Here is a 24,000-nt window from a genome sequence, read left to right on the forward strand (position 1 = left end):
TCATGAAATCACTCTTTCTAATGGCATTTGACTTAGTGCTGAAACATGAAGGTGGGTTCGTAAATGACCCGCGTGACCCAGGTGGAAAAACTCGATTTGGCATTTCAGATCGCCGCGATGGTGTTGTTGATGGCATGGCGGATTTGGATGCAGACGGAAAGGGTGATGTGGCTATCGAGAACCTAACTAAAGAGCAAGCTGGTGCGATTTATAAAGAATCGTACTGGAATGCCTGCAAGTGTGACAACTTGCCAGCATCTGTGGCCATCGCTCTATTTGATAGTGCTGTGAACTGCGGCAACCGCCAAGCGGTGCGATTTCTACAGCGTGCTATTCGCGTGGTGGATGATGGTGTCATTGGTCCGGTGACCATTGCCAAAGCCAATGATGTAGATGCGTGTGATGTCGTGGTCAAGATGATGGCAGAACGCCAAGCGCATTACGCGGCGTTATCAACTTGGAAGGTTTACGGTCGCGGCTGGACACGTCGAGTGATCGATGTTGCACACGTATCGATGATGCAGGAGGTGGCGTGATGTTGTCAGCTATTGGAACCATTTTAAGTGGCTTAACTAAGCCACTATCGGACGCTTACTCAGCGTACACCGCCCGCAAAGCGGCAAAGGACACTGCAGAAGCCAAAATCAAGATGGCCAAGCAAGCGGGCGACTTTAACATCCAGCTAAGCAATGCCGAGTGGGAAGCGATCAGCAAACGCAATGAGTCAGGCACTTGGAAAGACGAATACGTCACGCTGATTATCACCAGTCCGTTTGTGCTGTTGTTCCTATCAGCGGTGGCCAGTGCTTGGACGGGTGACACTCGTTTTATCGACTCGGCTAATGCAGGGATTCAGGCGCTTAAAGGGCTAGGCGTGGATTTAGGGGATTTGATGGCCGTTGTGGTATTCGCCGCAGTCGGATTAAAGAGCATCGGAGCAATTAAAAAGTAGGGCACATGGAACAGACCAACGTAACGGCTAACTACTGGGTGTCGATCTTTACATTTTTAACCGGATTGTCAGTCAACGAGTGGGTAGCGGTTGGTGGTCTGGTAATCGGTATCGCGACATTTTTAACGAATTTTTGGTTTAAGAGCCAGCACCTAAAGCTGGCTAAACAGCAAGTGGAAACAGCAGGGGAAAACACATGACAGTAATCGTTTTGGGTATCGGCGCATCTGAGTTCACATTCAAGGTTGCTAACGCTGATTACAACAAATTTGTAGACACCATGGCAGGGGGTAAGCCAACGCAAGCAGGGTTTAACCTGCTGACCAAAACCGTTGTGCAAGAGCAGCGCGCATCACTGCTTGAAGTGATTGCAGATGAAGAGCGTCAACCAAAAGCACTGGTGGTGATGAACCTAGTCGGTGAAATCTCAGAGGAGATGGGGCAGGGGTTACCGGAAGTGGTAAAGCTGCAGAAGAGCACCGCGACTTCTGCCGACGAAACAGCATAGAGCAACTGGTCACATTGCGCATGAAGCATCTGCCTCATGCGCAAGATGACGCCGAATCATGGGGCCGTGCCCTATGGCTCGAAGAAAGGCAGCTAGAACTACAAACCGCCGCCGTAACGAACGGCATATCAAAAGCATTTGCTGGTAGATAAATGATATGAAGCAACTGGATAAATTGATGCTCACTATCGGCCTGTTGGATAAGGTCACTAAGCCTATGCGCGGTATTCAGCGCACTATTCAACAGGTGACTAGCCAATCACGCAAAGCCTTTGAAAGCACGGCTGCGGGTGTTACAGCGCTGATCGGTGCCGCTGGTACCTTTATGGCCACGGTCAATCCTGCGAATGATTTAAATAATGCATTGCGGGAAGTGTCGTCGCTCGATGTGGCTGACGACACCATGAAAAAGCTCAATGAGGCGGGGCTTCAATACTCTATCGAGTTTGGGGATAGCGCATCCAACTATGTGCGCTCGGCCTATGACATCCAATCCGCTATTGCGGGTTTAACGGGCGACGACTTGCCACGCTTTACAACGGCTGCGGGTACATTGGCCAAGGCAACAAAAGCCAGCGTGGGTGATATCACATCTTATGTCGGTACTATGTACGGCATTTTCCAAAAGCAAGCAGACCAAATGGGCAAGGGCGAGTGGGTAGAACAGCTCGCGGGTAAAACGGCTGCAGCGGTGCAGATGTTTAAAACCACGGGTCCAGAAATGGCGAGTGCGTTTGAGTCACTAGGTGCCGGTGCGCAAACCATGGGCGTTAGTCTACAAGAGCAGATGGCTGTGCTTGGCTCGCTTCAAGCGACCATGAGCGGTTCAGAAGCAGGTACAAAATACGGCGCCTTCCTAGAGGGGCTAGCAGGTGCCCAGAGTGATCTGGGGCTCAACTTCAACGATTCAAGCGGTAACCTACTGCCAGTTGTCGACATCCTGCAAATGATCCAAGGCCAAATGAAAGGCATGAACGCTTTGGAGGCGCAAGAATTCTTATCGGGTGCGTTTGATGGTGAAGCGGTCGGCTTCATTCAGTTGATGTCTCAGAACATTGGCAAGCTAGGTGGCGATATTGCCAAACTAGGCGAACAAACGGGCATGCAAAAAGCCACGGAAATGGCGAATAAGATGAAAGACCCATGGGCGCAAATTGCGTCGGGGATTCAGGCGGTATTTATTGCCGTAACACAAAAAGCCTTACCAGCGATTGAACCATTTATCGCCTATTTGGTGGGCGTCACTAGCATGATGGTTGCCTGGACAAACGAATACCCAGAACTTACAAAATGGATCGCCTTGGCGGGGGCCGCGTTGATCGGCCTAATCGCCGTGGGCGGTGCGTTATCGTTGGCCATCGGTCTGGCTCGCTATTCAATGGTAGGCATGATGGTAGTTACCAAGTTGTGGCAAGCACGAACCATTGCGGTCACGGCGGCTATCTGGCTAAAAACCGCAGCCCTCTGGGCAATGCGCACCGCCATGCTCGCATTCATTCTTTACGGTCCAGCGGTTGCGGCATTCTTTGGCATCCTTAAAACATCGATCCTTACATCACTGCCAGCCATTTGGGCATTCACCGCTGCATTACTGGCCAACCCATTAACGTGGATCGTGGTGGGTATCGTCGCGGTAGTCGCGGCAATCGCTGGCTTGATCATCTACTGGGACGAAGTCACCGCCGCCGTAAACAAAGGCTGGTCATGGCTTAAAAACCTATTTGAAAACAATGCATGGATGAAATTCATCTTCGCGCCTATCTATCTCGGCATCAAAGCAGTAGACGCAGTAATCAGTGCATTCCAGAAGATCCAAGACTGGTGGCAATCATTTAAAACGTGGTTCGCCAATACATCCTTTACGCCTGATTGGAACCTAGGCGGCGAACTGATCGACGGTCTGCTGCAGAAGTGGCAGGGCGTTAAAGGCTGGTTTGCCTCGCTAACACTGGTGCCAAACTGGAACCTAGGCGGCGAATTGGTCGGCGGCCTGTTGCAGAAATGGCAAGGCGTTAAAAACTGGTTTGCCTCGCTAACACTGGTACCCAACTGGAACCTAGGCGGCGAACTGATCGACAGCCTAATGCAGAAATGGCAAGGCGTTAAAAACTGGTTTGCCTCGCTAACACTGGTACCCAACTGGAACCTAGGCGGCGAACTGATCGACGGCCTAATGCAGAAATGGCAGGGCGTTAAAAACTGGTTTGCCTCGCTAACACTGGTACCCAAATGGAACCTAGGCGGCGAATTGATCGACGGCCTGATGCAGAAATGGCAGGGCGTTAAAAACTGGTTTGCCTCGCTAACACTGGTACCAAACTGGAGCCTAGGCGGCGAACTGATCGACGGCCTAATGCAGAAATGGCAAGGCGTTAAAAACTGGTTTGCCTCACTAACACTAGCCCTCAACTGGAACCTAGGCGGCGAATTAGTAGACGGCCTGATGCAGAAATGGCAGGGCGTTAAAAACTGGTTTGCCTCGCTAACACTGGTACCCAACTGGAACCTAGGCAGCGAATTGGTCGACGGCCTGATGCAGAAATGGCAGGGCGTTAAAAACTGGTTTGCCTCGCTAACACTGGTACCCAAATGGAACCTAGGCGGCGAACTGATCGACGGCCTGATGCAGAAATGGCAGGGCGTTAAAAACTGGTTTGCCTCGCTAGCACTGGTGCCAAACTGGAACCTAGGCGGCGAACTGATCGACGGCCTGCTGCAGAAATGGCAGGGCGTTAAAAACTGGTTTGCCTCGCTAACTCTGGCACCAAACTGGAACCTAGGTGGCGAATTGATCGACAGTCTAATGCAGAAATGGCAGGGCGTTAAAAACTGGTTTGCCTCGCTAACTCTGGCACCCAACTGGAACCTAGGTGTTGAATTGATCGACGGGCTAATGCAGAAATGGCAGGGCGTTAAAAACTGGTTTGCCTCACTAACACTGGTACCCAACTGGAACCTAGGCGGCGAACTGATCGACGGAGTGAAACAGAAATGGGGTGACTTCCAGGTATGGATTGACTCACTGGTACTTATGCCGCAGTGGGATTTGTCTCTGGATGCATTCGAGTCGATCAAGCAATGGTGGTCTGGTTTCAAAACATGGCTATCTGACCTTAATCCATTATCGGCGTTGGGTGATGCATCTGACTGGATGCAAAGCAAGTTGTCATGGTTGCCAGGTATCGACGCCCCAGAGGCTAAAGTCGCTGAAACCGTTGTCGAGCAAAACGCGGCACTAGGTGGTTTGGCATTACCGGGTTCGGAGCCAACGCAAACCGAAAAAGAAGGCGGCTTGATGCAAAGTATCAGCAACATGTGGGGTGGCAATTCACGCACAACCCATGTGGAGAAAATCGAAGTACACAACCACGGCACGGGCGTGCGCGGTGATGAACTGGCTTACGAAATGGAAATGGCGGCGGGCTAAGTATGGCGAGTATTGATTTACTGGTTTTAGAAGATGATTTGGTGCTGTCTGGTATTGGTGAGCCGGATTTAACCGCATCCGCTGACTGTGTCGCGCAGGACATCTGCCACATGATTCGTGAAAAAGGTCATGCAGTAGATCTAGTTGGTGAGCGCAGTCAGGTGCGCGTGGCCACCAAATGCAAGTCGATCCAATTAGAGATTGAAGAGGACCTGCGCATTATCCCAGGTACTGCGCGCGTGCGTTTGGAAGGTGAAGACCTGATCTGTGAAGCCAGAACCATTGATAACGAAAAAATCACGGTGCGCGTATGAGTGAATTTGAAAAGATCCTAAATGACTCGGGTGTGCCAACCACAGAAGAAGGCATGGTAGCCGAATTTCAGCAGACGCTAACGGACGCTGGTTCGCAGATCAGCAATGACTCGGCTTATTCACCGTTTTGGCGAATCTGCCGCCAGTTGGTGATCAAGCCAACCATGTGGCTGATCCAAGAGCTATTGATAAAGCGCGTCATGCCGCAGTTCTTCTTAAAAACAGTCGGTGAAACATGGATTGAACTGTGGGGCGATAGTTACGGCGTCACCCGTAAAGCGGCCGCCATCACTCAGGGGCGAGTGCTGTTTAGTCGTGAAGATGCCAGCGCTGAGCAAACCATAAAGGCCGGAACCAAAGTATGGACCGAATCGATTAACGGTGCGGTGTATACGTTGATCACCACAGAAGACAAAGTGCTACGCATTGGCGATTTAAGCGGTTTTGTAAAGGTGCAGGCGGAAGCGGCGGGCGCGGAATACAACTTAGAGTCTGGCTACTTCACCAATTCAGATGCGGACGGCTTTTCTGTGATTAATCCAACGGGATGGATCGATCAGATAGGCGCCGATGTGGAAGACATCGAAGCGTACCGAGTGCGTATCCGTGCAGCGTTCAACACGCTGAGCATGTACCACACAGACGGTGTTTACCGAGCACTGATCTCTGAGTTTGTAGGCGTCGACGCGGACAAAATTTGGTTTGAGCATGATGCACCGCGGGGCCCGGGCTCCGCCAATGCATACATTTTATTTGATTTGGCCACGCCAAGCGCAAGTTACATCGCCACCATTAATCGCATGATTATGGAAGAGGGCTACCACGGCCAAGGCGATGACCTGAAAGCCTTTGCCATGCCAGAAACACAGCACAACTTAACGGCCACAGTGTTTTTGCCAACCTCGCTACTTAGCCAAGAACGAGACGAAATGTTGGCCCAGATAGGCGTAGCGATCGAGTCGGCATTTCGTGCAAACAGCGCCTATGTCATGACCACCACGTCACCATGGTCGCGCTTTTCGTTCACTCGTTTAGCCAGTGAGCTATACGGCCTATTTCCTGATGTGATCAGTATCGAATTCAGCATGGGGGACATTGTGAGCGAAATGTCAGTGCCGCGTTTGTCGTCGCTATCAGTGGTTGAGGGGTGAGCTGATGGAGCGCTTTAAGTTACCCGTTTGGCTACAAGGTGGACCGCAAGTCACAAAACTGGCCACGGCTTTTGGTGACTATTGGGACAAGGTAGAGAGCTGGGTCAAGACGCCATTACAGCAAACAGACGCAGAAACATGTCATGTGGCGGTGCTCAAGTTGCTTGCTTACCAGCGCGACATTGACCGTTTCTCCGATGAGCCAGAAGACCTATTCAGAAAGCGTGTGGCGTTCGCTGTAAAAAACGCACAAGACGCCGGATCAGCGGCGGGTATGAAAGAGATTTTCGAGCGTTTTGGTGTGCCGCTACGTGGGCAAATCGAACGAGATCCAGACAAAGATTGGGACGTGATCACACTTTGGATGGCAGACAGTGCCATCACGCGCAATCCAGAGCTGGGCCAGTACATAGTGCGCAAGTACGGCAGAACCTGCCGCCGTTATGAATTTTTGCTGATCGACTTAATGGACGATGTGGAAGTGTCGGTGGCATCAACCAGTGTGGAGAAGCAATACCACACAGCTGCGCAGATAGCGGACTTTGTTTTTACCGACGATGTGGGTGGTTTTGTTTTAGGTCAGTGCGTGACGACCAGTGTTGATCGAAGCGTGGATGGTGTGGGCTCGGTGCCAGAATGGACCTTAGCCGATACCACCAGTGGTATGTATTTGGGATTTGCCAGCGTGTCATTAGAGCGTTCGGTAGACATGATTAGGAGCAATGACTGATGTCAGAAATTGTCAGTGGAACAGTAACAGATGCCGGATCGCGCTACATCGCAGAGCGCACCGCATCACTAGAGCCGGTCGTTATTTCGCACTTTGTATTGGCCAACGTGCCAGGTGTAGACGAAACAACCGAAGCCAACCCAGCCAGCGGATTGCCAGCATCACAACATCGTGTCGGTGGAGAGGTTGCCATCGGTCAGCCTCGTTATAACAACGATGATGCGGTCACCTATTCGCTAGTGCTGACTGCCAGCGATGGCGACTACGACTTCAACTATTACGGCGTGGTCACAGATACCGGCGTTTTGTTGGCGTACCAGTATTTGCCATTGAATAAAAAGCGCGCAGGTATTGGGCAGGTAATCAACCGTAACTTAGTGGTGCCATTCCGCAATGCGAAGCGCATGACGGGGGCAGATCTGCCGCTGGAAAGCTGGCAGTACGACTATGAAGACGAGATCAACGCGATGCAGATGTCAGTCATACAGACGGCAGGGGCATCAATTTCAGCGCTATCCAGCGCAATTAAGAACCACGAACGAATTTTAAAACTGGAAGGTAAGATATGAGCGAATTGACAGATGCAACCACGGCGCTCACCGGTGCCACCGCTGAGCTGAAATCAGCAAAAGAGAGTTTTGAAGCCATCCGCGAAGATGCCACCCAGGCAATTGGCGATGTAAACGCAACCTACGCTGAGAAAGTGGCCAGTTTAACCATCGCTGCCAATCTCGGCTACCGCAACGCCGTCGAAAAAGCCTCCGGCGGTCGTAACACTCTGATCATCGATGATCAGGGCAATGAAAACATCATGGTCGTGATTCCGCGCTTTAATTGTGAAGACATTAACGCCGCAATTCTCGCGAAAACGGGCGTCGACTTGCAGCTTGGTACGGGAACGCATCCAGCCTTCCAAACCAACGGCGTGGCTCGCGGTGAAATCCTTGTGGGCAAGTACATGGCCTCGGCGGGTGTGGGCGGCGGTTGCTCGATTATCGGTGGCGTGCAGCCTCGCGTATCGATCAACTACGACGCATCCAAAGCCATGAGCGTCGCGAAGGGCGAAGACTGGCATATGATGTCGATCCACGAATGGGCGGCGATTGCGTTGTGGTCGCTAGCAAATGGCACCCAGCCACGCGGCAACACAAACTATGGCCGCGCCCATGACGCTATGTGGGAAACGGTCGCCCGCGCCGATAACGGCTTGCCGGGCGATACAAGTGGCACCGCTCGATCTGATACGGGCGCAGGCCCAGTCACATGGGCGCACGACCACGGCGAGTTTGGCATTCAGGATCTAGTGGGTAACTGCTTGGAGTGGATCGACCAATTTAAACTCAATGAAGGTCAGATCCTGATGACGCTGGATAACGATCCATCGATTGCCGAGGAAAACTGGTATCGCCACCAAGCGTACTTCGATTCGACATCCGCGTCGCAGGAAGGCACGGGCAAGGTCGGCGAAATCATCCTAAGCAACGAGATTTTGAATCGAAATGGCCCATCTACCGACTCATATGATTATCCGTATTCGCATACCAGTGTATTAGCGGGCATTGCTAAATCTGAAAACTATGCGCCGAACGAGTATTTGCGCCGTGCATTGGTAGAAATGGCAGGCGATCCGGCTATGCCGGGCTCGATTTGGGCGCGTAACTATGGCGACCGATTCCCGCTACGCGGTGGCCTTTGGTACAACGGCTCGGGCGCCGGTCTGGGCGCGCTCAATCTGAACTACGCTCGCACGAGCTCGATTAGTGGCATCGGTTTTCGCCCCGCTTTATTTGTGTAGTGAATAGTGGATCTTTGAACGCTGGGCGATAGCCCAGCAAATCACTTGTCAGATGTAGCGATGGAGGTCGTGTGACAGCTTTAGTGATCGACGAAAAATGTCGGGAAATGATTATGTATGGATACAACGCAATTAAGCAGTTTCCAAAACATGAAAGACACGTATTGGGGGCGGAATTACGTCAATCCATGCTGGCCGTGCAGCGGCTAATTATTACGGCATACAAGCGCTATCACAAGAAAACGACGCTAACCGATCTTGATATTGAGCTAGCCATATTAAGGCGACAAGTGAGACTAGCAAAAGATTTGCGCTACATAGATATAAAGAAATATCAGTTTTGGTCTGAAAAGCTGGTTGAAATTGGAAGAATGGTCGGCGGCTGGATTAAAGCCGCCAACCCACAAAAACAGGCTGTTGCATAATGAATACGCGGAACCGATTCCCGCTACGCGGTGGCAATTGGAACAACGGCTCGAACGCCGGTCTGGGCGCGCTCAATCTGAACAACGCTCGCACGAACTCGAATAGTAACATCGGTTTTCGCCCCGCTCTTGATAATGCCAGAAACACCCACGCCACGGCGTGCTGTCAGTGCAGTCATGAAAAGGATGCAGCATCCTCGGCAATCGCCGAAACACGAATCACCTCGCTTGATGCGTCAGGCGAGTGTTTATACGAACAAATATTTCAGTTTGAAAACATACTGGACGCGGCCTATCAGTGCCGATCAGGCAAAACAACACACAGCGCAACTTTAGCATTTTTTAACAATCTCGAAGAGAATGTGATCAGCATACAAAATGAGTTGATATGGCAGACATATCAAATGTCGCTTTACCATCATTTTTATGTGTTTGAACCAAAGCGCCGATTGATCAGCGCCCCGCATTTTCGAGACAGGGTCGTGCATCGGGCAATATGTAATGTGATCGAGCCACTGTTTGATCGCCGATTTATAGATGACTCGTATGCGTGCAGGAAGGGAAAAGGCACGCATAAAGGTGCGGATCGTGCGCAATCGTTCGTGCAGCAAGTCGAGCGCAAGCACGGCAAGGCTTTTGCACTCAAGGCGGATATAAGCAAGTATTTTTCAAGCATTGATCACGGCACACTAAAGGCGATACTAGATCAAAAACTAAGGTGCCAGCGCACCAAGGCACTATTGTTTTACATTATTGACAACAGCCCTTGCGATGCGACCGGCATTGGGATGCCGCTGGGAAATTTAACTAGCCAAGTGTTCGCGAATGTGTATTTGCATGAGCTGGATTGGTTTGTAAAGCAGACGCTCGGCGTTAAGCGATACATGCGCTACATGGATGATTTTGCAATCATTCACCACAACAAAACGCAATTGCACGCATGGCGAGATCAGATCGAGCAATTCTTGTGGTCGCGCTTGAGACTGAAAACGAATAGCAAGACGCAAGTGTTTCCAATAGCAAAACACAATGGCCGAGCGCTGGATTTTCTCGGCTACCGCATCTATTCGACACACAGACTGCTGCGAAAGTGCAGTGTAAAGCGCATCAAAACCAAGCTGCGCAGATTTGAAAAGCAGTATGCTGAAGGTCGCATTGACCTGATCGACATACAGCAAAACATACAGAGCTGGCTGGGCCATGCAAGCCACGCCAGCACCAAGCGATTAACGCAAAAACTACTGAGCCAAGCGCTCCGGAGAAGGTAAATGAGCAGCTACCTATACAAAGGCGAAAGCCATACAAACTACAGCGAAACATACATGCGCAGTCTCGGCATGGATGCAGAGCAAATCGACTCGGTCGTGCGTCAGCGTGATTTCGAGCTATCGCAAAACGTCCAGCGCCGCGCCGAAGCCTATCGCCGAGAGTCTGATCCACTGTTTGCCGAAGCTTACCGCAAAGAGGTCGCAGGCGACCCGGAAGGGGCGGAAGTCGCAAAAGCCGCAGGGCTGGCGGCGGTGGCGAAGATTAAAGAGCGATTCCCAATCGTATGATCTTGGCACTAGATGACACATCCATCGCAGGTTACGAACACAAAGTAACCTGTGAGCTGCCAATGCCAGACGAAGACTTATCCGGTAAGTCTTCGTCAACAGCGGCAGCAGAAGGGGGAATCAAGCCAAAGCGTCTGCGAGTCTCAGTGAATATCAAATATGAGAACGCCGATCACTTGGCGGATTTGGTGTTATTGGCCACAGCCCAGAATGATGATGGTTCCCGCAAGCGGTACAACATCGTCAACAAAACAGCGGACGCATTCAATATTCGCCAAGTGCGATTTACCGAGCGTTTCAATGCTCAAGAGCTGGGCGACATCCAAGCGTGGAATGTCGCATTTGTCTTAGTCGAGCATGTGTCCGTACAAGAGAAAGTCGAACAGCGCCGCGTCCAATCCCAAGAGCCAGAAGTACCGGTGGCAGATCAGCCAAATGCTGGTGCAGCAACGGAAGCCGAGCCAATGGGCGGTGTAGAAAAGATAGTAGCGTGGATGGACAAATCGCTATCAGATGAAGGTGGGGTGGATGAAGTATAACTACCTATTACAAGTAGGTGGCGTCCGGTATCCGGTAATTGATCAAGATGTGCGCCTAGCGTCAAACGCCTGCGGGGTGGCTTCCTTTGAAGTCGAAGCCACCGAAGAGTTAAGCGGTGCAGTCTACTTCGCGTTTTCATTAAATGGCGGTGCAATGCACGGCCATTTTTTTGGCTACGTGGAAAGATCAGTACGTGCCACAGCAAAATCACAGCGCATATTCTGCAAAGAAGCATCTAATGCCATGGAAATGCGCATGCCAATTTCAATGCGTCATGCCACCTTGCGTGACGTGCTAACCAAAGCCAAAGAGCTAAGCGGCTGCGGTTTCTCATTGCCAAGTGGTGCTGCCTACGCAGATGAGCCGGTCCCTTACTTTATCAACACGGGATCAGGCTTTCACATGCTGCGCAAGGTGTCGGAAGTCTACAAAATACCAAACTACATCTGGCAGCAACGGCGTGACGGTCGCATCTATGTGGGCTCATGGAGCGACGGCCACTGGCCACAGTCGCCAGTAAATATGCCGCGCGATGTCATCGACAAGGTACAGGCCACGCAATCAGCAGAGCTGCTAGCGGTGCCAGGTCTAAGGCCGGGTTACAAGCTAAACGGCAATCGACTGTACAGCGTGCAAATGAAAGGCAACAAGATGGTGGTGTCATGGAAAAAACCGTAGAGCGCATTCTATTGCGCAAATACCCAGAACTGGCCAGCGGCTGGCATCTGCCTATGTGGGCCGAAGTCGTCGACATCCTCAAGCCACTTGCGGCGGAAACCGTCACAGAAGAAGAGCCGGTTTATTCGGTGTCCGTGCAACTGCTAACAGTTCATGGTGAACAGGACACAGACCTGCCGATCATAGAAGACGTATTACTACCGGTGCCAAGCGGTGCCGATCAGCGTGGCTTCTGGTCAAAGCCATTGGTGGGTACCATAGTCGAACTGGCATTCGCCTACGGATCACCGGCGCACCCATTCATTCGCTCGATACTGCCACATGGACTGAAACTGCCAAACATGGCCGAAACCTCACAGCGTTGGCAGCAAAGCGAGAAAGCCTACATACAAGTCAACGAGACAGACGAATGGGAAAAGAAAGGTCTCAATGATCTGACTGAAATAGAAAAAGACATGACGCAGCGCATAGGTAACGTGCGTGACATCATCGCCAAAAAGCATTGGGTGGGTAGTGAGGCAGAGAATATTTATAAGCTGCTTCACGAACTAATGATCACCGTTTCAGACATCGCAAAAATTGCAGCAAGCCACGGACACCCATACACATGGAGCGACCCAGGTGGAGCGGGGACCACATCACCACCAACCACAGCCGGTCAATACACCGCTAAGAGCAACGAAGCCAGCAACCAAGCGGCTCGACTCCAACCACTACTCAAATGAAAGGGCGCACACAGCGCCCTTTTTAGTGCCCAAAATTTAAAATATCCCGCGCCCCGCGACCCCCAAAAAGCACTCCTCCCCACGCCTGCGCGCAAAACGCGTTGTTTTGTTTACTGCAACTTTAAAGCTGTAACGAGAAAGCCGCAGGGCGCGTATATAAAGCGTTTGGACAAAAAACGGTATTTCAGTCGAATGAAAAGAAATGCAGTAAAAAGCGCCTCAGAAACGCCGTGTAAAACTAGCGAGTATCAGCAACCGCGCGGCATGCCGCTGGATCGTCAATAATTTCATTAATTTTTTCCAGCAAATCGCAGAGCAGCCACAAACTGGATTCAATGATGGATGGTGAGAGGGTGGTGAACGACTCCCCATGTGAGAGTAGGTGGGCGATAGACTCCGCTTGTGCTGCGAATTTAGAGAGTTCGTCGTGGTTGATCATAAAAGCCTCCTGCTAGATCAAAGATTTAAAGCGGCGCCTTTGTAGTAAAGATTGTTAGAGATTGGAAGGTTGATTAGATCAACACTGTCTATAAAGCGTAAAGACTGGCCGTTTTATCCTGAATTCGGACAGTGCAAATGTCCGTATAAAATTAACCGAATGCCAACATAAATATTTAGAATACCTAATATAATTCAAGAAAAATAAAACAGGTGCTGGTATGCGATTTGCCGAAAAGGTAAAAGCGGCACGGATAGCAGCTAACAAAACCCGCAAGGAAACGGCGGACGGAATATCAAGGACGGTACGAACAATTAAAGCATGGGAGCTTGGCGAAACAGAGCCAGACGACAGAACGCGTCGTCGACTAGAGAAATTCTTTGGCGTACCGGTCGGAGCGCTATCAAACGACGTGGGAGAAGTAGATCAAGAACTGGCCAAATTCGTCCAAGCAGTCATGAGCATAGACGACAAAAAGAAACGAGAGCACATGATTAAAGTGGTCGTAGCCATGACCCAAATGATAGAGAGTGAGTAGAAATTGTTTGTCTGCTACAATCCGCGCAAACCAAATTATCTCTTTGTACGACTTTAAAAAAGTGTGTACAAAACTGAGTACAAAATAGAAGAAGCACCAATGGCAGACCAAGAATTTCTTAATCAAATCAATAAGCGAAGAACATTTGCTATCATCTCCCACCCTGACGCCGGTAAGACGACCATTACGGAAAAAGTATTGTTGTTCGGACGTGCGATTCAAACGGCGGGTACTGTAAAAGGTCGTGGCTCGAATCAACATGCGAAGTCAGACTGGATGGAAATGGAGAAGGAGCGTGGTATCTCGATCACCACGTCTGTGATGCAGTTTCCGTTCAACGATTGCTTGGTTAACCTACTCGACACCCCTGGACACGAAGATTTCTCGGAAGATACTTACCGTACCTTAACGGCGGTGGACTCCTGTTTGATGGTGATCGACGCGGCTAAAGGTGTTGAGGATCGTACTCGTAAATTGATGGAAGTTACCCGTCTACGTGATACGCCTATCGTGACCTTTATGAACAAGTTGGACCGTGATATCCGTGACCCAATGGAGTTGATGGACGAAGTTGAGAACGAGCTTAAAATCATGTGTGCTCCGATCACTTGGCCAATCGGCTGCGGTAAGCTATTTAAAGGTGTGTACCACATCTACCGTGATGAGACGATTCTTTACTCAACGGGTCAAGGTCACACTATTCAAGAAGTGCGTACCGTTAAAGGTCTGGACAACCCTGAATTAGACGCCGCGGTCGGTGAAGAACTAGCACAGCAACTACGTGAAGAGTTGGAGCTGGTGCTGGGTGCATCGAACGAGTTCGATAAAGAATTGTTCCTAGAAGGTGAGCTAACGCCAGTGTACTTCGGTACTGCCCTAGGTAACTTTGGTGTGGATCACATGTTGGAAGGTCTAACAGAATGGGCGCCAGCGCCGCTACCTCGTCAAACGAGTGAGCGTGAAGTCGAAGCCACCGAAGAGAAATTCTCTGGTTTCGTGTTCAAAATCCAAGCCAACATGGACCCGAAACACCGTGACCGTATTGCCTTTATGCGTATCGTATCCGGTACCTACACTCAAGGTATGAAGATGAACCATGTGCGTATCGGTAAACAGATCAGTATCTCCGATGCGGTAACCTTTATGGCCGGAGACCGTTCTCGTGCTGAAGAAGCCTTTGCCGGCGACATCATTGGTTTGCACAACCACGGTACTATCCAGATTGGTGATACTTTTACCCAAGGTGAAAACCTGAAATTCTCAGGCATTCCGAACTTCGCACCAGAATTGTTCCGTCGTATTCGCCTAAAAGATCCATTGAAGCAAAAGCAATTGCTAAAAGGTCTGGTACAGCTATCCGAAGAGGGGGCGGTACAGGTATTCCGCCCAATTCAGAACAACGACCTGATCGTGGGCGCGGTCGGTGTGCTGCAGTTTGACGTGGTGGTTGCGCGTCTAAAAGCCGAGTACAACGTTGAAGCCATCTACGAAAGCGTAAACGTTGCGACAGCGCGTTGGGTCGATGGCGAGCCAGGTAAGAAGTTTGAAGAGTTCAAACGTAAGAACGAAATCAACCTTGCGTTGGACGGTGGTGATAACCTGACTTACATCGCACCAACCATGGTTAACTTGAACTTGGCGAAAGAGCGTTACCCAGAAGTGACGTTCCGTGCGACCCGCGAGCACTGATCTATACTTGACTGAATTACTAGGTTAAGAGGATAATTCTCGCCATTCATATAGCAACGTAACAGTTGGCTCAGTATTTTGGTGGAGAAAGTAATGGTGGAATCAGCCGATCCCATTTCAATGACTGATGCGGCGGCAGCCAAGTTGCAGTCTTTGATTGAGGAAGAAGAAAACGATCGCCTGATGTTGCGTGTTTACGTAACCGGTGGCGGCTGTTCTGGCTTCCAATATGGGTTCACATTTGATGAAGAGCATCAGGAAGATGACACAGAAGTGTTGAAGAATGGTGTGAAGCTAGTCGTGGACCCGTTGAGCTTCCAATATTTGGTTGGCTCAGAAGTGGATTACAAAGAAAACTTGGAAGGTGCGCGTTTTACCGTCACCAACCCAAATGCCACTTCAACCTGTGGTTGTGGGGCAAGCTTTAGCATTTAATGGCTCAGCTTTAAGGCAGACAAAGTGATCTTCGAAACCCTCGCGTAACAGCGGGGGTTTTTTTATGGTCAAAGTTTGTATATAAGCTAATTTATCTAGGTGAGTTTTCTTGTTTTAAAAGGAAAAACAAAGTTGCTTAGAGTCGGCAAGTAAGTTGCATGAAGCTTGCTAGGGATATTGGCAAAGTCAGATACAGAATTGCGTGGTTTTTGCACGTCATGATCTTTATCTGCAAGAAGCGGATGAGTATGATAGCCCGCTTTTTAATTTACTCGGACTAGGGGAAGTTATATGAAATTGAAGTCTTGCTTTTCGACGTTGGCCCTTACGGCAACGGCTATGGTTTCGTTCTCTGCACAAGCAGAAGATGTGGTGCACTTTTATAACTGGTCGGATTATATCGACGAGGAAACACTGCCTAGTTTCGAGAAAGAAACCGGTATGTCTGTGGTATACGACGTCTTTGATAGTAACGAAGTCCTAGAAGCCAAGTTGCTATCAGGTCAATCTGGTTTTGACCTAGTGGTACCCACTAACGACTTCCTAGGTAAGCAAATTAAAGCCGGTGCTTTTATGGAGCTAGATCGCTCTAAATTGCCAAACTGGTCTAACCTTGACCCTCAAATGATGAAAGCCTTGGAAGACGTGGATCCAGGCAACAAGTACGCGGTCCCTTACCTATGGGGTACGACCGGTATTGGTATTAACACCGCAAAAGTAAAAGAGTTGTTGGGTGACGATGCACCGCTGAACAGCTGGTCGCTAGTGTTTGAAAAAGAGTACTTAGAAAAGCTGCAATCTTGTGGTGTAGTGGCGCTTGATGCACCAACTGAGGTCATGAGTTCAGCGATGAAATACCTAGGCCTGAAGCCAAACGACATGACCAAGGAAAACATCGATAAAGCAACTGAGCTGATGTTGTCTGTGCGTCCTTACTACCGTTACTTCCACAGCTCAAAATACATCAACGACCTAGCTAACGGTGACATCTGTGCCGTGATCGGTTGGTCGGGTGACGTAGCACAAGCGGCCGCTCGTGCTGAAGAAGCCAACAATGGCGTGGAAATCAGCTACGTGATTCCTAAAGAAGGCGCGCTAATGTGGTTCGACATGCTAGCGATTCCACGTGATGCGAAGAATGCAGAAGGCGCGCTGACGCTGATGAACTTCCTAATGCGTCCTGAGATTACCGCCAACATCACCAACTACGTTTGGTACGCTAACGCTAACCCAGCGTCCATGAGCATGGTAGATCCTGAAATTGCTGGCGATGAGAGCATTTTCCCACCTGCGGATGTAAGTGCGAAACTTTGGTTGCCGAAAGTGCTAGATCAACGTACCACACGTTCGATCACTCGTGCTTGGAACCAAATCAAAACAGGTCAGTAACACAACCTTAGCCAGCGAGCTCAGCTCGCTGGCTGTCTAAGAATTCAGTTAAAAGGCATGCCTAGCCTTGAGGAATCTCAATGATTGAGCCGAGCATTACGCGTGACAGCGCTGATGGCCATTTTCTTCAAATCAAAAGTATTGTTAAAACCTACGACGATGTAGTCGCAGTTAACGATGTATCACTAGACATTGCCAAGGGTGACATTTTTGCCCTATTAGGCGCCTCCGGATCCGGTAAATCGACCTTATTGCGCATGCTTGCAGGCTTTGAAACGCCTAACTCTGGTCAGATTATTCTCGACGGCGAAGACATTGTCTCGCTTGAGCCTTACCGTCGTCCGATCAATATGATGTTCCAATCCTATGCCTTATTTCCGCATATGACGGTGGAGCAAAACATAGCCTACGGTTTAAAGCAGGACTGTATGCCAAAGAACATGATTGCCGACAAGGTGGTACAGATGCTGCGTCTGGTGCATATGGAAAAGTATGCCAAACGTAAGCCAGATCAATTGTCCGGTGGTCAACGTCAACGTGTTGCCTTAGCGCGCAGTTTGGCCAAATCGCCCAAACTGTTATTGCTAGATGAGCCAATGGGCGCGTTGGACAAAAAGCTGCGTAATCGCATGCAGTTGGAAGTGGTGGATATTCTGGAGAGCGTTGGTGTGACCTGTGTGATGGTGACCCACGACCAAGAAGAAGCTATGACCATGGCTAATCGCATTGCCATCATGGAAGAGGGTCGTATTGTTCAAGCGGGTACACCGCGCGACATTTACGAAGCGCCAAACAGTCTGCAAGCGGCAGAGTTCATCGGTAGCATGAACCTGTTTCATGGTGAAATCTGCGTCGATGCGCAAGACCATGCGGTGATTGACTCGGAAGAGTGTGCTAACAAACTTTATGTGTCTTACGGTGTGACCACTGCCATCGAAGATAAAAAAGTAGTGTTTGCCGTACGTCCAGAGAAAACCATGATTTCCCGTGAGCAACCCGACAGTGAATACAACTGGTGCCGTGGTGTGGTGCACGACATTGCTTACCTTGGCGGTCACTCGGTTTATCACATCCGCCTTGAGAACGGCAAGATTCTTAACTCCTTTATGGTGAACTCAGATCGTTTCGCCGATGCGCCGACTTGGGAAGAGCAGGTCTATGTGTATTGGTCGGACGACAGTGGTTTGGTATTGCGCCCATGAATAAGCTTATCGATCAATTTAAGCTCGGGGCAGAGCTCGGTAAGAAGTGGGTGATTGCACTGCCGACATTATGGTTGGTGCTGTTCTTCGCTTTGCCATTCTTAATTGTGTTAAAGATTGCTTTTGCTGAAGCCGAGATCGCCATTCCGCCCTATACGGCGTTATTGTCGATGGCGGATCAGGCGTTTGATCTGCATGTTTACTTCGGCAATTTTATCTTTTTAACCGAAGACGATTTATACCTGACGGCCTACTTAAACAGCATAGAGATGGCGGCCATTTCGACCTTCTTGTGTCTGTTGATTGGCTATCCCATGGCGTATTTTATTGCCCGTGCTAAGCCCAGCACCCAGTCGATTTTATTGTTGCTGATTCTGTTGCCGTCGTGGACCTCATTTCTGATTCGTATCTATGCTTGGATCGGTATTTTGAAGAGCAATGGTGTGCTCAACAATCTGCTGATGTGGACGGGAGTGATCAACGAGCCACTGGCGATCTTGAATACTAATATCGCGGTCTACATCGGTATTGTTTACGCCTATTTGCCGTTTATGGTGCTACCGCTGTATTCGAACTTGGTAAAACACGATTACAGCTTAATTGAGGCGTCTCAGGATTTAGGGGCGCGTCGTTTGCAGTCGTTCTGGCATATTACCTTCCCGCTGTCACGCAATGGTATCGTCGCCGGTAGCATGTTGGTGTTTATCCCAGTGGTAGGGGAATACGTTATCCCTGAGCTATTGGGCGGCACCAACTCGATTGTGATTGGTAAAGTGTTGTGGCAAGAGTTCTTTAATAACCGCGATTGGCCGTTGGCGTCTGCCTTGGCGTTGATCATGTTGTTAATCCTGATGGTGCCGATTCACTTCTTCCGTAAACACCAAGAAAAAGAGTGGGAGGAGGGTAAATGAAACGCTCCATTCGTTTTTCTGCTGTGATGTTTTGGCTGGGCATGGCGTTCTTGTACCTGCCAATGTTGAGTCTGATTATCTATTCCTTTAACGAGTCACGTCTGGTGACGGTTTGGGCCGGCTGGTCGACCAAATGGTATGGCGAGTTGTTCCGTGATGAAGGCCTGATGACAGCTGTATGGCGCAGTTTGCAGGTGGCTTTTTGGAGTGCAAACACAGCCGTGCTACTTGGCATTATGGCGTCGGTGGCGCTGACTCGTTTTGGTAAATTCCGTGGCCGCTCTATGCTGCATAGCCTAGTAGCAGCGCCTTTGGTGATGCCTGATGTGATCATAGGTTTGTCACTGTTGCTGTTGTTCGTGTCCATGACCGATGTGATTGGCTGGCCACAGCAACGTGGTCTGCTGACGATTTGGGTAGCCCATGCGACCTTCTGTACCGCGTATGCGACCGTAGTGATTAGCTCGCGTTTGAAAGAGTTGGACAGCTCTTACTTAGAGGCAGCGATGGATCTGGGGGCGACGCCGTTGAAAGCCTTTATCCAAGTGACCCTGCCAATCATTATGCCAGCTTTGGTATCTGCTTGGTTGCTGTCGTTTACCTTGTCATTAGACGATGTAGTGATTGCTAGCTTCGTTTCAGGGCCTGGTTCGACCACCTTGCCGATCGAAGTATTCAGCTCGGTGCGCTTGGGCGTGTCGCCTAAGATCAATGCCTTGGCAACGATCATTATCTTGATCGTATCCTTGGTGACGCTGGCGGTTTGGTGGCTGTCACGCCGCAAACTGCAGCGTGAGAAGCTCTCCTAATATCGGCTAAGCACTGGTATCGAATGAACCTGGGGTGTCATTACCCGCTTCAGGTTCATGCTCTCGGTTACTATAGGCCTCGTAATTTCCCAAATAGACATAACCTAAGCGTCGATCACTGATAAGCAGTGGCAGGGCGTCTTCCTGTCGTTCAAACCAAATCTGCAGGCCGTTATATTGCGCCGTGTAATCCGCCGGTGTGGCGGTGTCGATGTTGTAAATCGACGCCAAAGGCTCCACTTCACCATCTTGGTCAATTTCAAATAGCCAATGCAATGGCAAGGGTTCAAGCTCATGCACTGTGTAGGGCGTGTGCAAGGTCTGCTTCGGTGGCAGCTGCAACAGTGCTTGATTTAATGTGGCTGACAAATGGTGTGGCACAAAGGTGAGCAGGCAGACCTTATCGGTCTTGTCTTGACCAATTAGATGCAGCTCTATGCGTTTGAAACGCTTATCTTTTTGCAAGTCTTTGACGCTGTTGGCGTAACTGGGTCTTGATTGAGCTTGGCTAACCGGTGGGGTTTGCAGGGTTAATTGCCAAGAATCATTGGCTGGGGCAAAGCGGCTCAGGGCTTCCACATGAATGTTCAAGTCGTCCACTTGCTGCAGCATCGCCTCTAGCATATTGGCAATGATGCTATCAGTGGGCGTCAGATCCGTGGCGCTTTCGTAGGTTAGGGTGATTTGCTGCACATGTGCAGCGGCTTCGCTCAGAGTCAAACTGTCCTTGTCGGTACGCGAGCGACGGCGGCGGAAGTTGGTTGGATCTTCACGCTCTGGCAACTGGGTGATGCGATTTACAGTATCAATGAAAATCATGGCGCGTACTCTTTTCTTTATTTGAAACTGTATCGGCGCGGAAGTTCAAAGGTTGAGGCGGGAAAAATTAAGGCCAGCAATGGCTGGCCTTAATTTTGAATCCTTAGCGAAGCAAGTTTGATAGCTTCGGGTTCGGCTCAAGTGCTTTGCGGTGCAACAAGGCTACTTTACCGATAGTCTGCACGATCTGTGCTTTAAGTACTTTGCTGGTTTCTTCGATCAACTCGTAGCGAGCTTCACGGTCAGTCACGCTGTAGCGAACTTTGATCAGTTCGTGGTCTTCTAGGGCACGGTCGATTTCCGTTAGAACCGATTCCGTTAGGCCGTTACCCGCGACAGTCACCACTGGGTTAAGTGAGTGCCCAATGTTGCGGTATTGCTTTTTTTGAACGTTTGTCAAACTCATAGTTAAAATTTCTCATCTTGGTTGACCCTCTTTATTGGAGGCTTCAGAGGTTAAGCGATATTATAGCGGAATATCTATGGAATTAGGTATGATGAAACGCGAGAAGATCAAAAACTAGCGATCTCTAAATGACGGAACATTTTGCCGATCAGCGTGTCAAAAAGTCTCAATAAGTGATCGGATATATCGGAGCCTTCGTAGCATCTGGTATATTTAGACGTTACCATGACCTTAATGGACAACGTAGGTAGCTTTTGTGCCGTTTTATATACGAAAAACTACTTTGTTAAGTTGGAAAGCCAGCGCCATATCTTGTAATTTCAGGCTTGGCCCCAATATGTGTATTGAGATTTCCGATTTCGCACAAGCAGTGGCTTGTTGAGGTCTGACAAATTTAGGTTACCAAGGTACCTGAAAGCGATGCGGAACCCCTAGGTTTCGTTGTCACCCGTAAACCCTATGCTGTTAGCGTGAGCTGCCAGCGTACTTACTAGGACGACAAATTAAAGGTTACTTTTCCTGCACCATGATGGCGCTTGGCGAAATAACCGTTAAGAGGTGTGCTCTTGAACGATATGCTAAAAAATATTTTATTGTGGTTGGTGATTGCTGCAGTGCTACTGACAGTGTTTAACAACTTTAATACCTCTTCGGATACCAACCGAATCTCTTACTCCGAGTTCGTGCAAGAGGTTCATGATGGCCGTATCGCAAAAGTGGTTATTGATGGTTATACCATCAGTGGTTCACGTACAGGTGGCGACAGCTTTGAAACCGTACGCCCTGCGGCTGCGGATCCTAAAATCATGGACGACCTGCTCAGCAACAACGTCGTGGTTGAAGGCCGTATGCCAGAGCAACAAAGCCTCTGGACTCAGCTATTAGTCGCCAGCTTCCCAATCCTATTGATCTTGGCGATCTTTATTTTCTTCATGCGCCAGATGCAAGGTGGCGGCGGTGGTAAAGGCGGCCCAATGTCATTTGGTAAGTCTAAAGCACGCCTATTGCCAGAAGATCAAATTAAAACCACGTTTGCCGATGTGGCAGGCTGTGATGAAGCGAAAGAAGACGTGGAAGAGCTAGTCGACTTCCTGCGTGAGCCAGGTAAGTTCCAGCGCCTTGGCGGTAAAATTCCTCGCGGTATCCTAATGTGTGGACCTCCAGGTACGGGTAAAACTTTGTTGGCGAAAGCGATTGCCGGTGAAGCAAAAGTACCGTTCTTCACAATTTCAGGTTCTGACTTCGTTGAAATGTTCGTTGGTGTCGGTGCTTCTCGTGTCCGTGACATGTTCGAACAAGCGAAAAAACACGCCCCTTGCATCATCTTCATTGACGAGATCGATGCGGTAGGTCGTAACCGTGGTTCCGGTATGGGCGGCGGTAACGATGAACGTGAGCAAACCTTGAACCAATTGTTGGTAGAAATGGATGGTTTCGAAGGTAACGAAGGTATCATCGTTATCGCTGCGACCAACCGTCCAGACGTATTAGACCCAGCGCTATTGCGTCCAGGTCGTTTCGACCGTCAGGTAACAGTAGGTCTACCGGATATCCGTGGTCGTGAGCAGATTTTGAAAGTTCACCTACGTAAAGTGCCTGTAGCAGATGACGTTGAGCCAAAGAACATTGCCCGTGGTACACCAGGTTTTTCTGGTGCTGACTTGGCTAACCTAGTCAACGAAGCCGCGCTGTTTGCAGCCCGTTCTAACCGTCGTCTAGTCAACATGGAATTGCTTGAGCTTGCTAAGGATAAAATCCTGATGGGTGCTGAGCGTAAGTCCATGGTGATGAAGGAAGAAGAAAAGCGTAACACGGCTTACCATGAAGCGGGTCACGCGATCGTTGGTTACCTAATGCCGGAACACGATCCAGTGTACAAGGTCACCATCATTCCTCGTGGCCGTGCCCTAGGTGTGACCATGTACTTGCCAGAAGAAGACAAGTACAGCTTAAGTAAGCGTGGCCTAGAGTCGCAGATCTGTAGTCTATACGGTGGTCGTATTGCAGAAGAGTTGATTCACGGTTTCGACGGTGTATCGACCGGTGCGTCAAACGATATTGAACGTGCGTCGAGCATTGCTCGTAGCATGGTAACTAAATGGGGTCTTTCGGAAGAGCTGGGTGCATTTGCCTACGAAGAAGAAGATCAAACAGGTTACCTAGGTGGCAGCACGGGTGCCAAAGCGAACTACTTCTCACCTGAAACGGGTAAGAAGCTAGACGCGGAAGTACGAGGCATTATCGATCGTTGTTACCAGAAATCGACTGAGATTCTAGTGGCGAACCGCGATAAGCTAGAAGTGATGGCAGATGCCTTGATGGTGTACGAGACAATCGACGCCCATCAGATCAAAGAAATCATGGAAGGCAAGAAACCAAGCCCTCCAGCGGGCTGGTCAGATCCATCGGCTGGCGGTAACAGTAGCAAAAATGAAGCGGAAGTGGCGCCAGCAGCTGAACCACAAAACTCCGATTCTACTGATCCAATGACAGGCTCATCTGACACACCAGATGAAGCGCCTGCTCCTCAAAAACCAACTGGCGAAGCGTAAGCTTCGCCAG

The 24,000-nt window shown here is 49.8% G+C and carries 28 protein-coding genes; 25 read left to right on the forward strand and 3 right to left on the reverse strand.

What is annotated here, in order from left to right; all coding sequences use genetic code 11:
- The first annotated feature begins 2 nt into the window (after positions 1-2).
- The 17 genes from ACOSVP_RS11680 (at position 3) to ACOSVP_RS11760 (ending at position 12,801) form a co-directional block, all read left to right on the forward strand.
- A complete protein-coding gene (locus ACOSVP_RS11680; RefSeq protein ID WP_487347683.1) occupies positions 3-536 on the forward strand; it encodes a glycoside hydrolase family 108 protein in 534 nt (177 codons plus the stop codon).
- Positions 536-952: a hypothetical protein gene (locus ACOSVP_RS11685; RefSeq protein WP_487347684.1), complete on the forward strand. Its 417-nt coding sequence runs from the start codon at positions 536-538 to the stop codon at positions 950-952. The genes ACOSVP_RS11680 and ACOSVP_RS11685 overlap by 1 nt, the downstream gene beginning before the upstream one ends.
- Positions 953-957: 5 nt before the next feature.
- Positions 958-1,152, forward strand: coding sequence for a phage holin (locus ACOSVP_RS11690; protein WP_487347685.1), 195 nt, complete (start codon positions 958-960; stop codon positions 1,150-1,152).
- Positions 1,149-1,460, forward strand: coding sequence for a hypothetical protein (locus tag ACOSVP_RS11695; protein ID WP_487347686.1), 312 nt, complete (start codon positions 1,149-1,151; stop codon positions 1,458-1,460). Before ACOSVP_RS11690 ends, ACOSVP_RS11695 begins: the two co-directional genes overlap by 4 nt.
- A gap of 20 nt (positions 1,461-1,480) precedes the next feature.
- Positions 1,481-1,612, forward strand: coding sequence for a DUF6890 family protein (locus ACOSVP_RS11700; RefSeq protein ID WP_487347687.1), 132 nt, complete (start codon positions 1,481-1,483; stop codon positions 1,610-1,612).
- Positions 1,613-1,617: 5 nt separating this feature from the next.
- Complete coding sequence (locus ACOSVP_RS11705) at positions 1,618-4,887, forward strand: phage tail tape measure protein (RefSeq protein ID WP_487347688.1); 3,270 nt, start codon at positions 1,618-1,620, stop codon at positions 4,885-4,887.
- 2 nt (positions 4,888-4,889) lie between these two features.
- Entirely contained in the window at positions 4,890-5,201 is a 312-nt protein-coding gene (locus tag ACOSVP_RS11710; protein ID WP_487347689.1) for a DUF2590 family protein, read from the forward strand.
- A complete protein-coding gene (locus tag ACOSVP_RS11715; RefSeq protein ID WP_487347690.1) occupies positions 5,198-6,352 on the forward strand; it encodes a baseplate J/gp47 family protein in 1,155 nt (384 codons plus the stop codon). Before ACOSVP_RS11710 ends, ACOSVP_RS11715 begins: the two co-directional genes overlap by 4 nt.
- A 4-nt stretch (positions 6,353-6,356) precedes the next feature.
- Positions 6,357-7,082, forward strand: a complete 726-nt coding sequence (locus ACOSVP_RS11720) for a phage tail protein (protein WP_487347691.1) — start codon at positions 6,357-6,359, stop codon at positions 7,080-7,082.
- Entirely contained in the window at positions 7,082-7,651 is a 570-nt protein-coding gene (locus tag ACOSVP_RS11725) for a phage tail-collar fiber domain-containing protein (RefSeq protein WP_487347692.1), read from the forward strand. Before ACOSVP_RS11720 ends, ACOSVP_RS11725 begins: the two co-directional genes overlap by 1 nt.
- A complete protein-coding gene (locus ACOSVP_RS11730; RefSeq protein WP_487347693.1) occupies positions 7,648-8,877 on the forward strand; it encodes a hypothetical protein in 1,230 nt (409 codons plus the stop codon). Before ACOSVP_RS11725 ends, ACOSVP_RS11730 begins: the two co-directional genes overlap by 4 nt.
- Before the next feature lie 71 nt (positions 8,878-8,948).
- Positions 8,949-9,302 (forward strand): diversity-generating retroelement protein Avd, encoded by a 354-nt coding sequence (gene avd / locus ACOSVP_RS11735; protein ID WP_487347694.1) that lies wholly within the window; start codon positions 8,949-8,951, stop codon positions 9,300-9,302.
- Positions 9,302-10,570, forward strand: coding sequence for a reverse transcriptase/maturase family protein (locus tag ACOSVP_RS11740; protein ID WP_487347695.1), 1,269 nt, complete (start codon positions 9,302-9,304; stop codon positions 10,568-10,570). Before avd ends, ACOSVP_RS11740 begins: the two co-directional genes overlap by 1 nt.
- Positions 10,571-10,858, forward strand: a complete 288-nt coding sequence (locus ACOSVP_RS11745; protein WP_487347696.1) for a hypothetical protein — start codon at positions 10,571-10,573, stop codon at positions 10,856-10,858.
- Positions 10,855-11,397, forward strand: coding sequence for a baseplate complex protein (locus tag ACOSVP_RS11750; protein WP_487347697.1), 543 nt, complete (start codon positions 10,855-10,857; stop codon positions 11,395-11,397). The genes ACOSVP_RS11745 and ACOSVP_RS11750 overlap by 4 nt, the downstream gene beginning before the upstream one ends.
- On the forward strand, positions 11,387-12,076 hold the full coding sequence (locus ACOSVP_RS11755) for a hypothetical protein (RefSeq protein WP_487347698.1): 690 nt from the start codon (positions 11,387-11,389) through the stop codon (positions 12,074-12,076). The genes ACOSVP_RS11750 and ACOSVP_RS11755 overlap by 11 nt, the downstream gene beginning before the upstream one ends.
- Entirely contained in the window at positions 12,061-12,801 is a 741-nt protein-coding gene (locus tag ACOSVP_RS11760) for a hypothetical protein (RefSeq protein ID WP_487347699.1), read from the forward strand. The genes ACOSVP_RS11755 and ACOSVP_RS11760 overlap by 16 nt, the downstream gene beginning before the upstream one ends.
- A gap of 238 nt (positions 12,802-13,039) precedes the next feature.
- Here the strand turns inward: ACOSVP_RS11760 and ACOSVP_RS11765 are convergent, their stop codons facing one another.
- The gene (locus tag ACOSVP_RS11765; protein WP_487347700.1) at positions 13,040-13,240 is read right to left on the reverse strand and encodes a hypothetical protein; all 201 of its coding nucleotides are present in this window, start codon (positions 13,238-13,240) and stop codon (positions 13,040-13,042) included.
- 220 nt (positions 13,241-13,460) lie between these two features.
- Here ACOSVP_RS11765 and ACOSVP_RS11770 point away from each other — a divergent pair, with 220 nt between their 5' ends.
- The 7 genes from ACOSVP_RS11770 (at position 13,461) to ACOSVP_RS11800 (ending at position 20,213) form a co-directional block, all read left to right on the forward strand.
- Positions 13,461-13,778 carry a helix-turn-helix domain-containing protein gene (locus ACOSVP_RS11770; RefSeq protein WP_487347701.1) on the forward strand — a complete coding sequence of 106 codons (318 nt, stop codon included), beginning with the start codon at positions 13,461-13,463 and terminating at the stop codon, positions 13,776-13,778.
- Positions 13,779-13,877: 99 nt separating this feature from the next.
- Positions 13,878-15,467: a peptide chain release factor 3 gene (prfC, locus tag ACOSVP_RS11775; protein ID WP_487347702.1), complete on the forward strand. Its 1,590-nt coding sequence runs from the start codon at positions 13,878-13,880 to the stop codon at positions 15,465-15,467.
- A gap of 93 nt (positions 15,468-15,560) precedes the next feature.
- A complete protein-coding gene (gene erpA / locus ACOSVP_RS11780; protein WP_487347703.1) occupies positions 15,561-15,902 on the forward strand; it encodes an iron-sulfur cluster insertion protein ErpA in 342 nt (113 codons plus the stop codon).
- Between the two features lie 291 nt (positions 15,903-16,193).
- The gene (locus tag ACOSVP_RS11785; protein ID WP_487347704.1) at positions 16,194-17,291 is read left to right on the forward strand and encodes a polyamine ABC transporter substrate-binding protein; all 1,098 of its coding nucleotides are present in this window, start codon (positions 16,194-16,196) and stop codon (positions 17,289-17,291) included.
- Between the two features lie 80 nt (positions 17,292-17,371).
- Positions 17,372-18,493, forward strand: a complete 1,122-nt coding sequence (potA, locus tag ACOSVP_RS11790) for a polyamine ABC transporter ATP-binding protein (RefSeq protein ID WP_487347705.1) — start codon at positions 17,372-17,374, stop codon at positions 18,491-18,493.
- Positions 18,490-19,404, forward strand: a complete 915-nt coding sequence (locus ACOSVP_RS11795; RefSeq protein ID WP_487347706.1) for an ABC transporter permease subunit — start codon at positions 18,490-18,492, stop codon at positions 19,402-19,404. The genes potA and ACOSVP_RS11795 overlap by 4 nt, the downstream gene beginning before the upstream one ends.
- The gene (locus ACOSVP_RS11800; RefSeq protein WP_487347707.1) at positions 19,401-20,213 is read left to right on the forward strand and encodes an ABC transporter permease subunit; all 813 of its coding nucleotides are present in this window, start codon (positions 19,401-19,403) and stop codon (positions 20,211-20,213) included. Before ACOSVP_RS11795 ends, ACOSVP_RS11800 begins: the two co-directional genes overlap by 4 nt.
- A gap of 6 nt (positions 20,214-20,219) precedes the next feature.
- Here ACOSVP_RS11800 and ACOSVP_RS11805 read toward each other — a convergent pair whose 3' ends face one another.
- Positions 20,220-21,032: a hypothetical protein gene (locus ACOSVP_RS11805; RefSeq protein WP_487347708.1), complete on the reverse strand. Its 813-nt coding sequence runs from the start codon at positions 21,030-21,032 to the stop codon at positions 20,220-20,222.
- A 103-nt stretch (positions 21,033-21,135) separates the two neighbouring features.
- Complete coding sequence (locus ACOSVP_RS11810) at positions 21,136-21,438, reverse strand: YhbY family RNA-binding protein (protein ID WP_487347709.1); 303 nt, start codon at positions 21,436-21,438, stop codon at positions 21,136-21,138.
- Positions 21,439-22,004: 566 nt separating this feature from the next.
- On the opposite strand from ACOSVP_RS11810, the gene ftsH reads away from it, so the two are divergent.
- Complete coding sequence (gene ftsH, locus ACOSVP_RS11815; RefSeq protein WP_487347710.1) at positions 22,005-23,990, forward strand: ATP-dependent zinc metalloprotease FtsH; 1,986 nt, start codon at positions 22,005-22,007, stop codon at positions 23,988-23,990.
- Positions 23,991-24,000: the final 10 nt, after the last annotated feature.

The sequence above is a fragment of the Marinomonas sp. HM11-D genome (assembly GCF_057626615.1).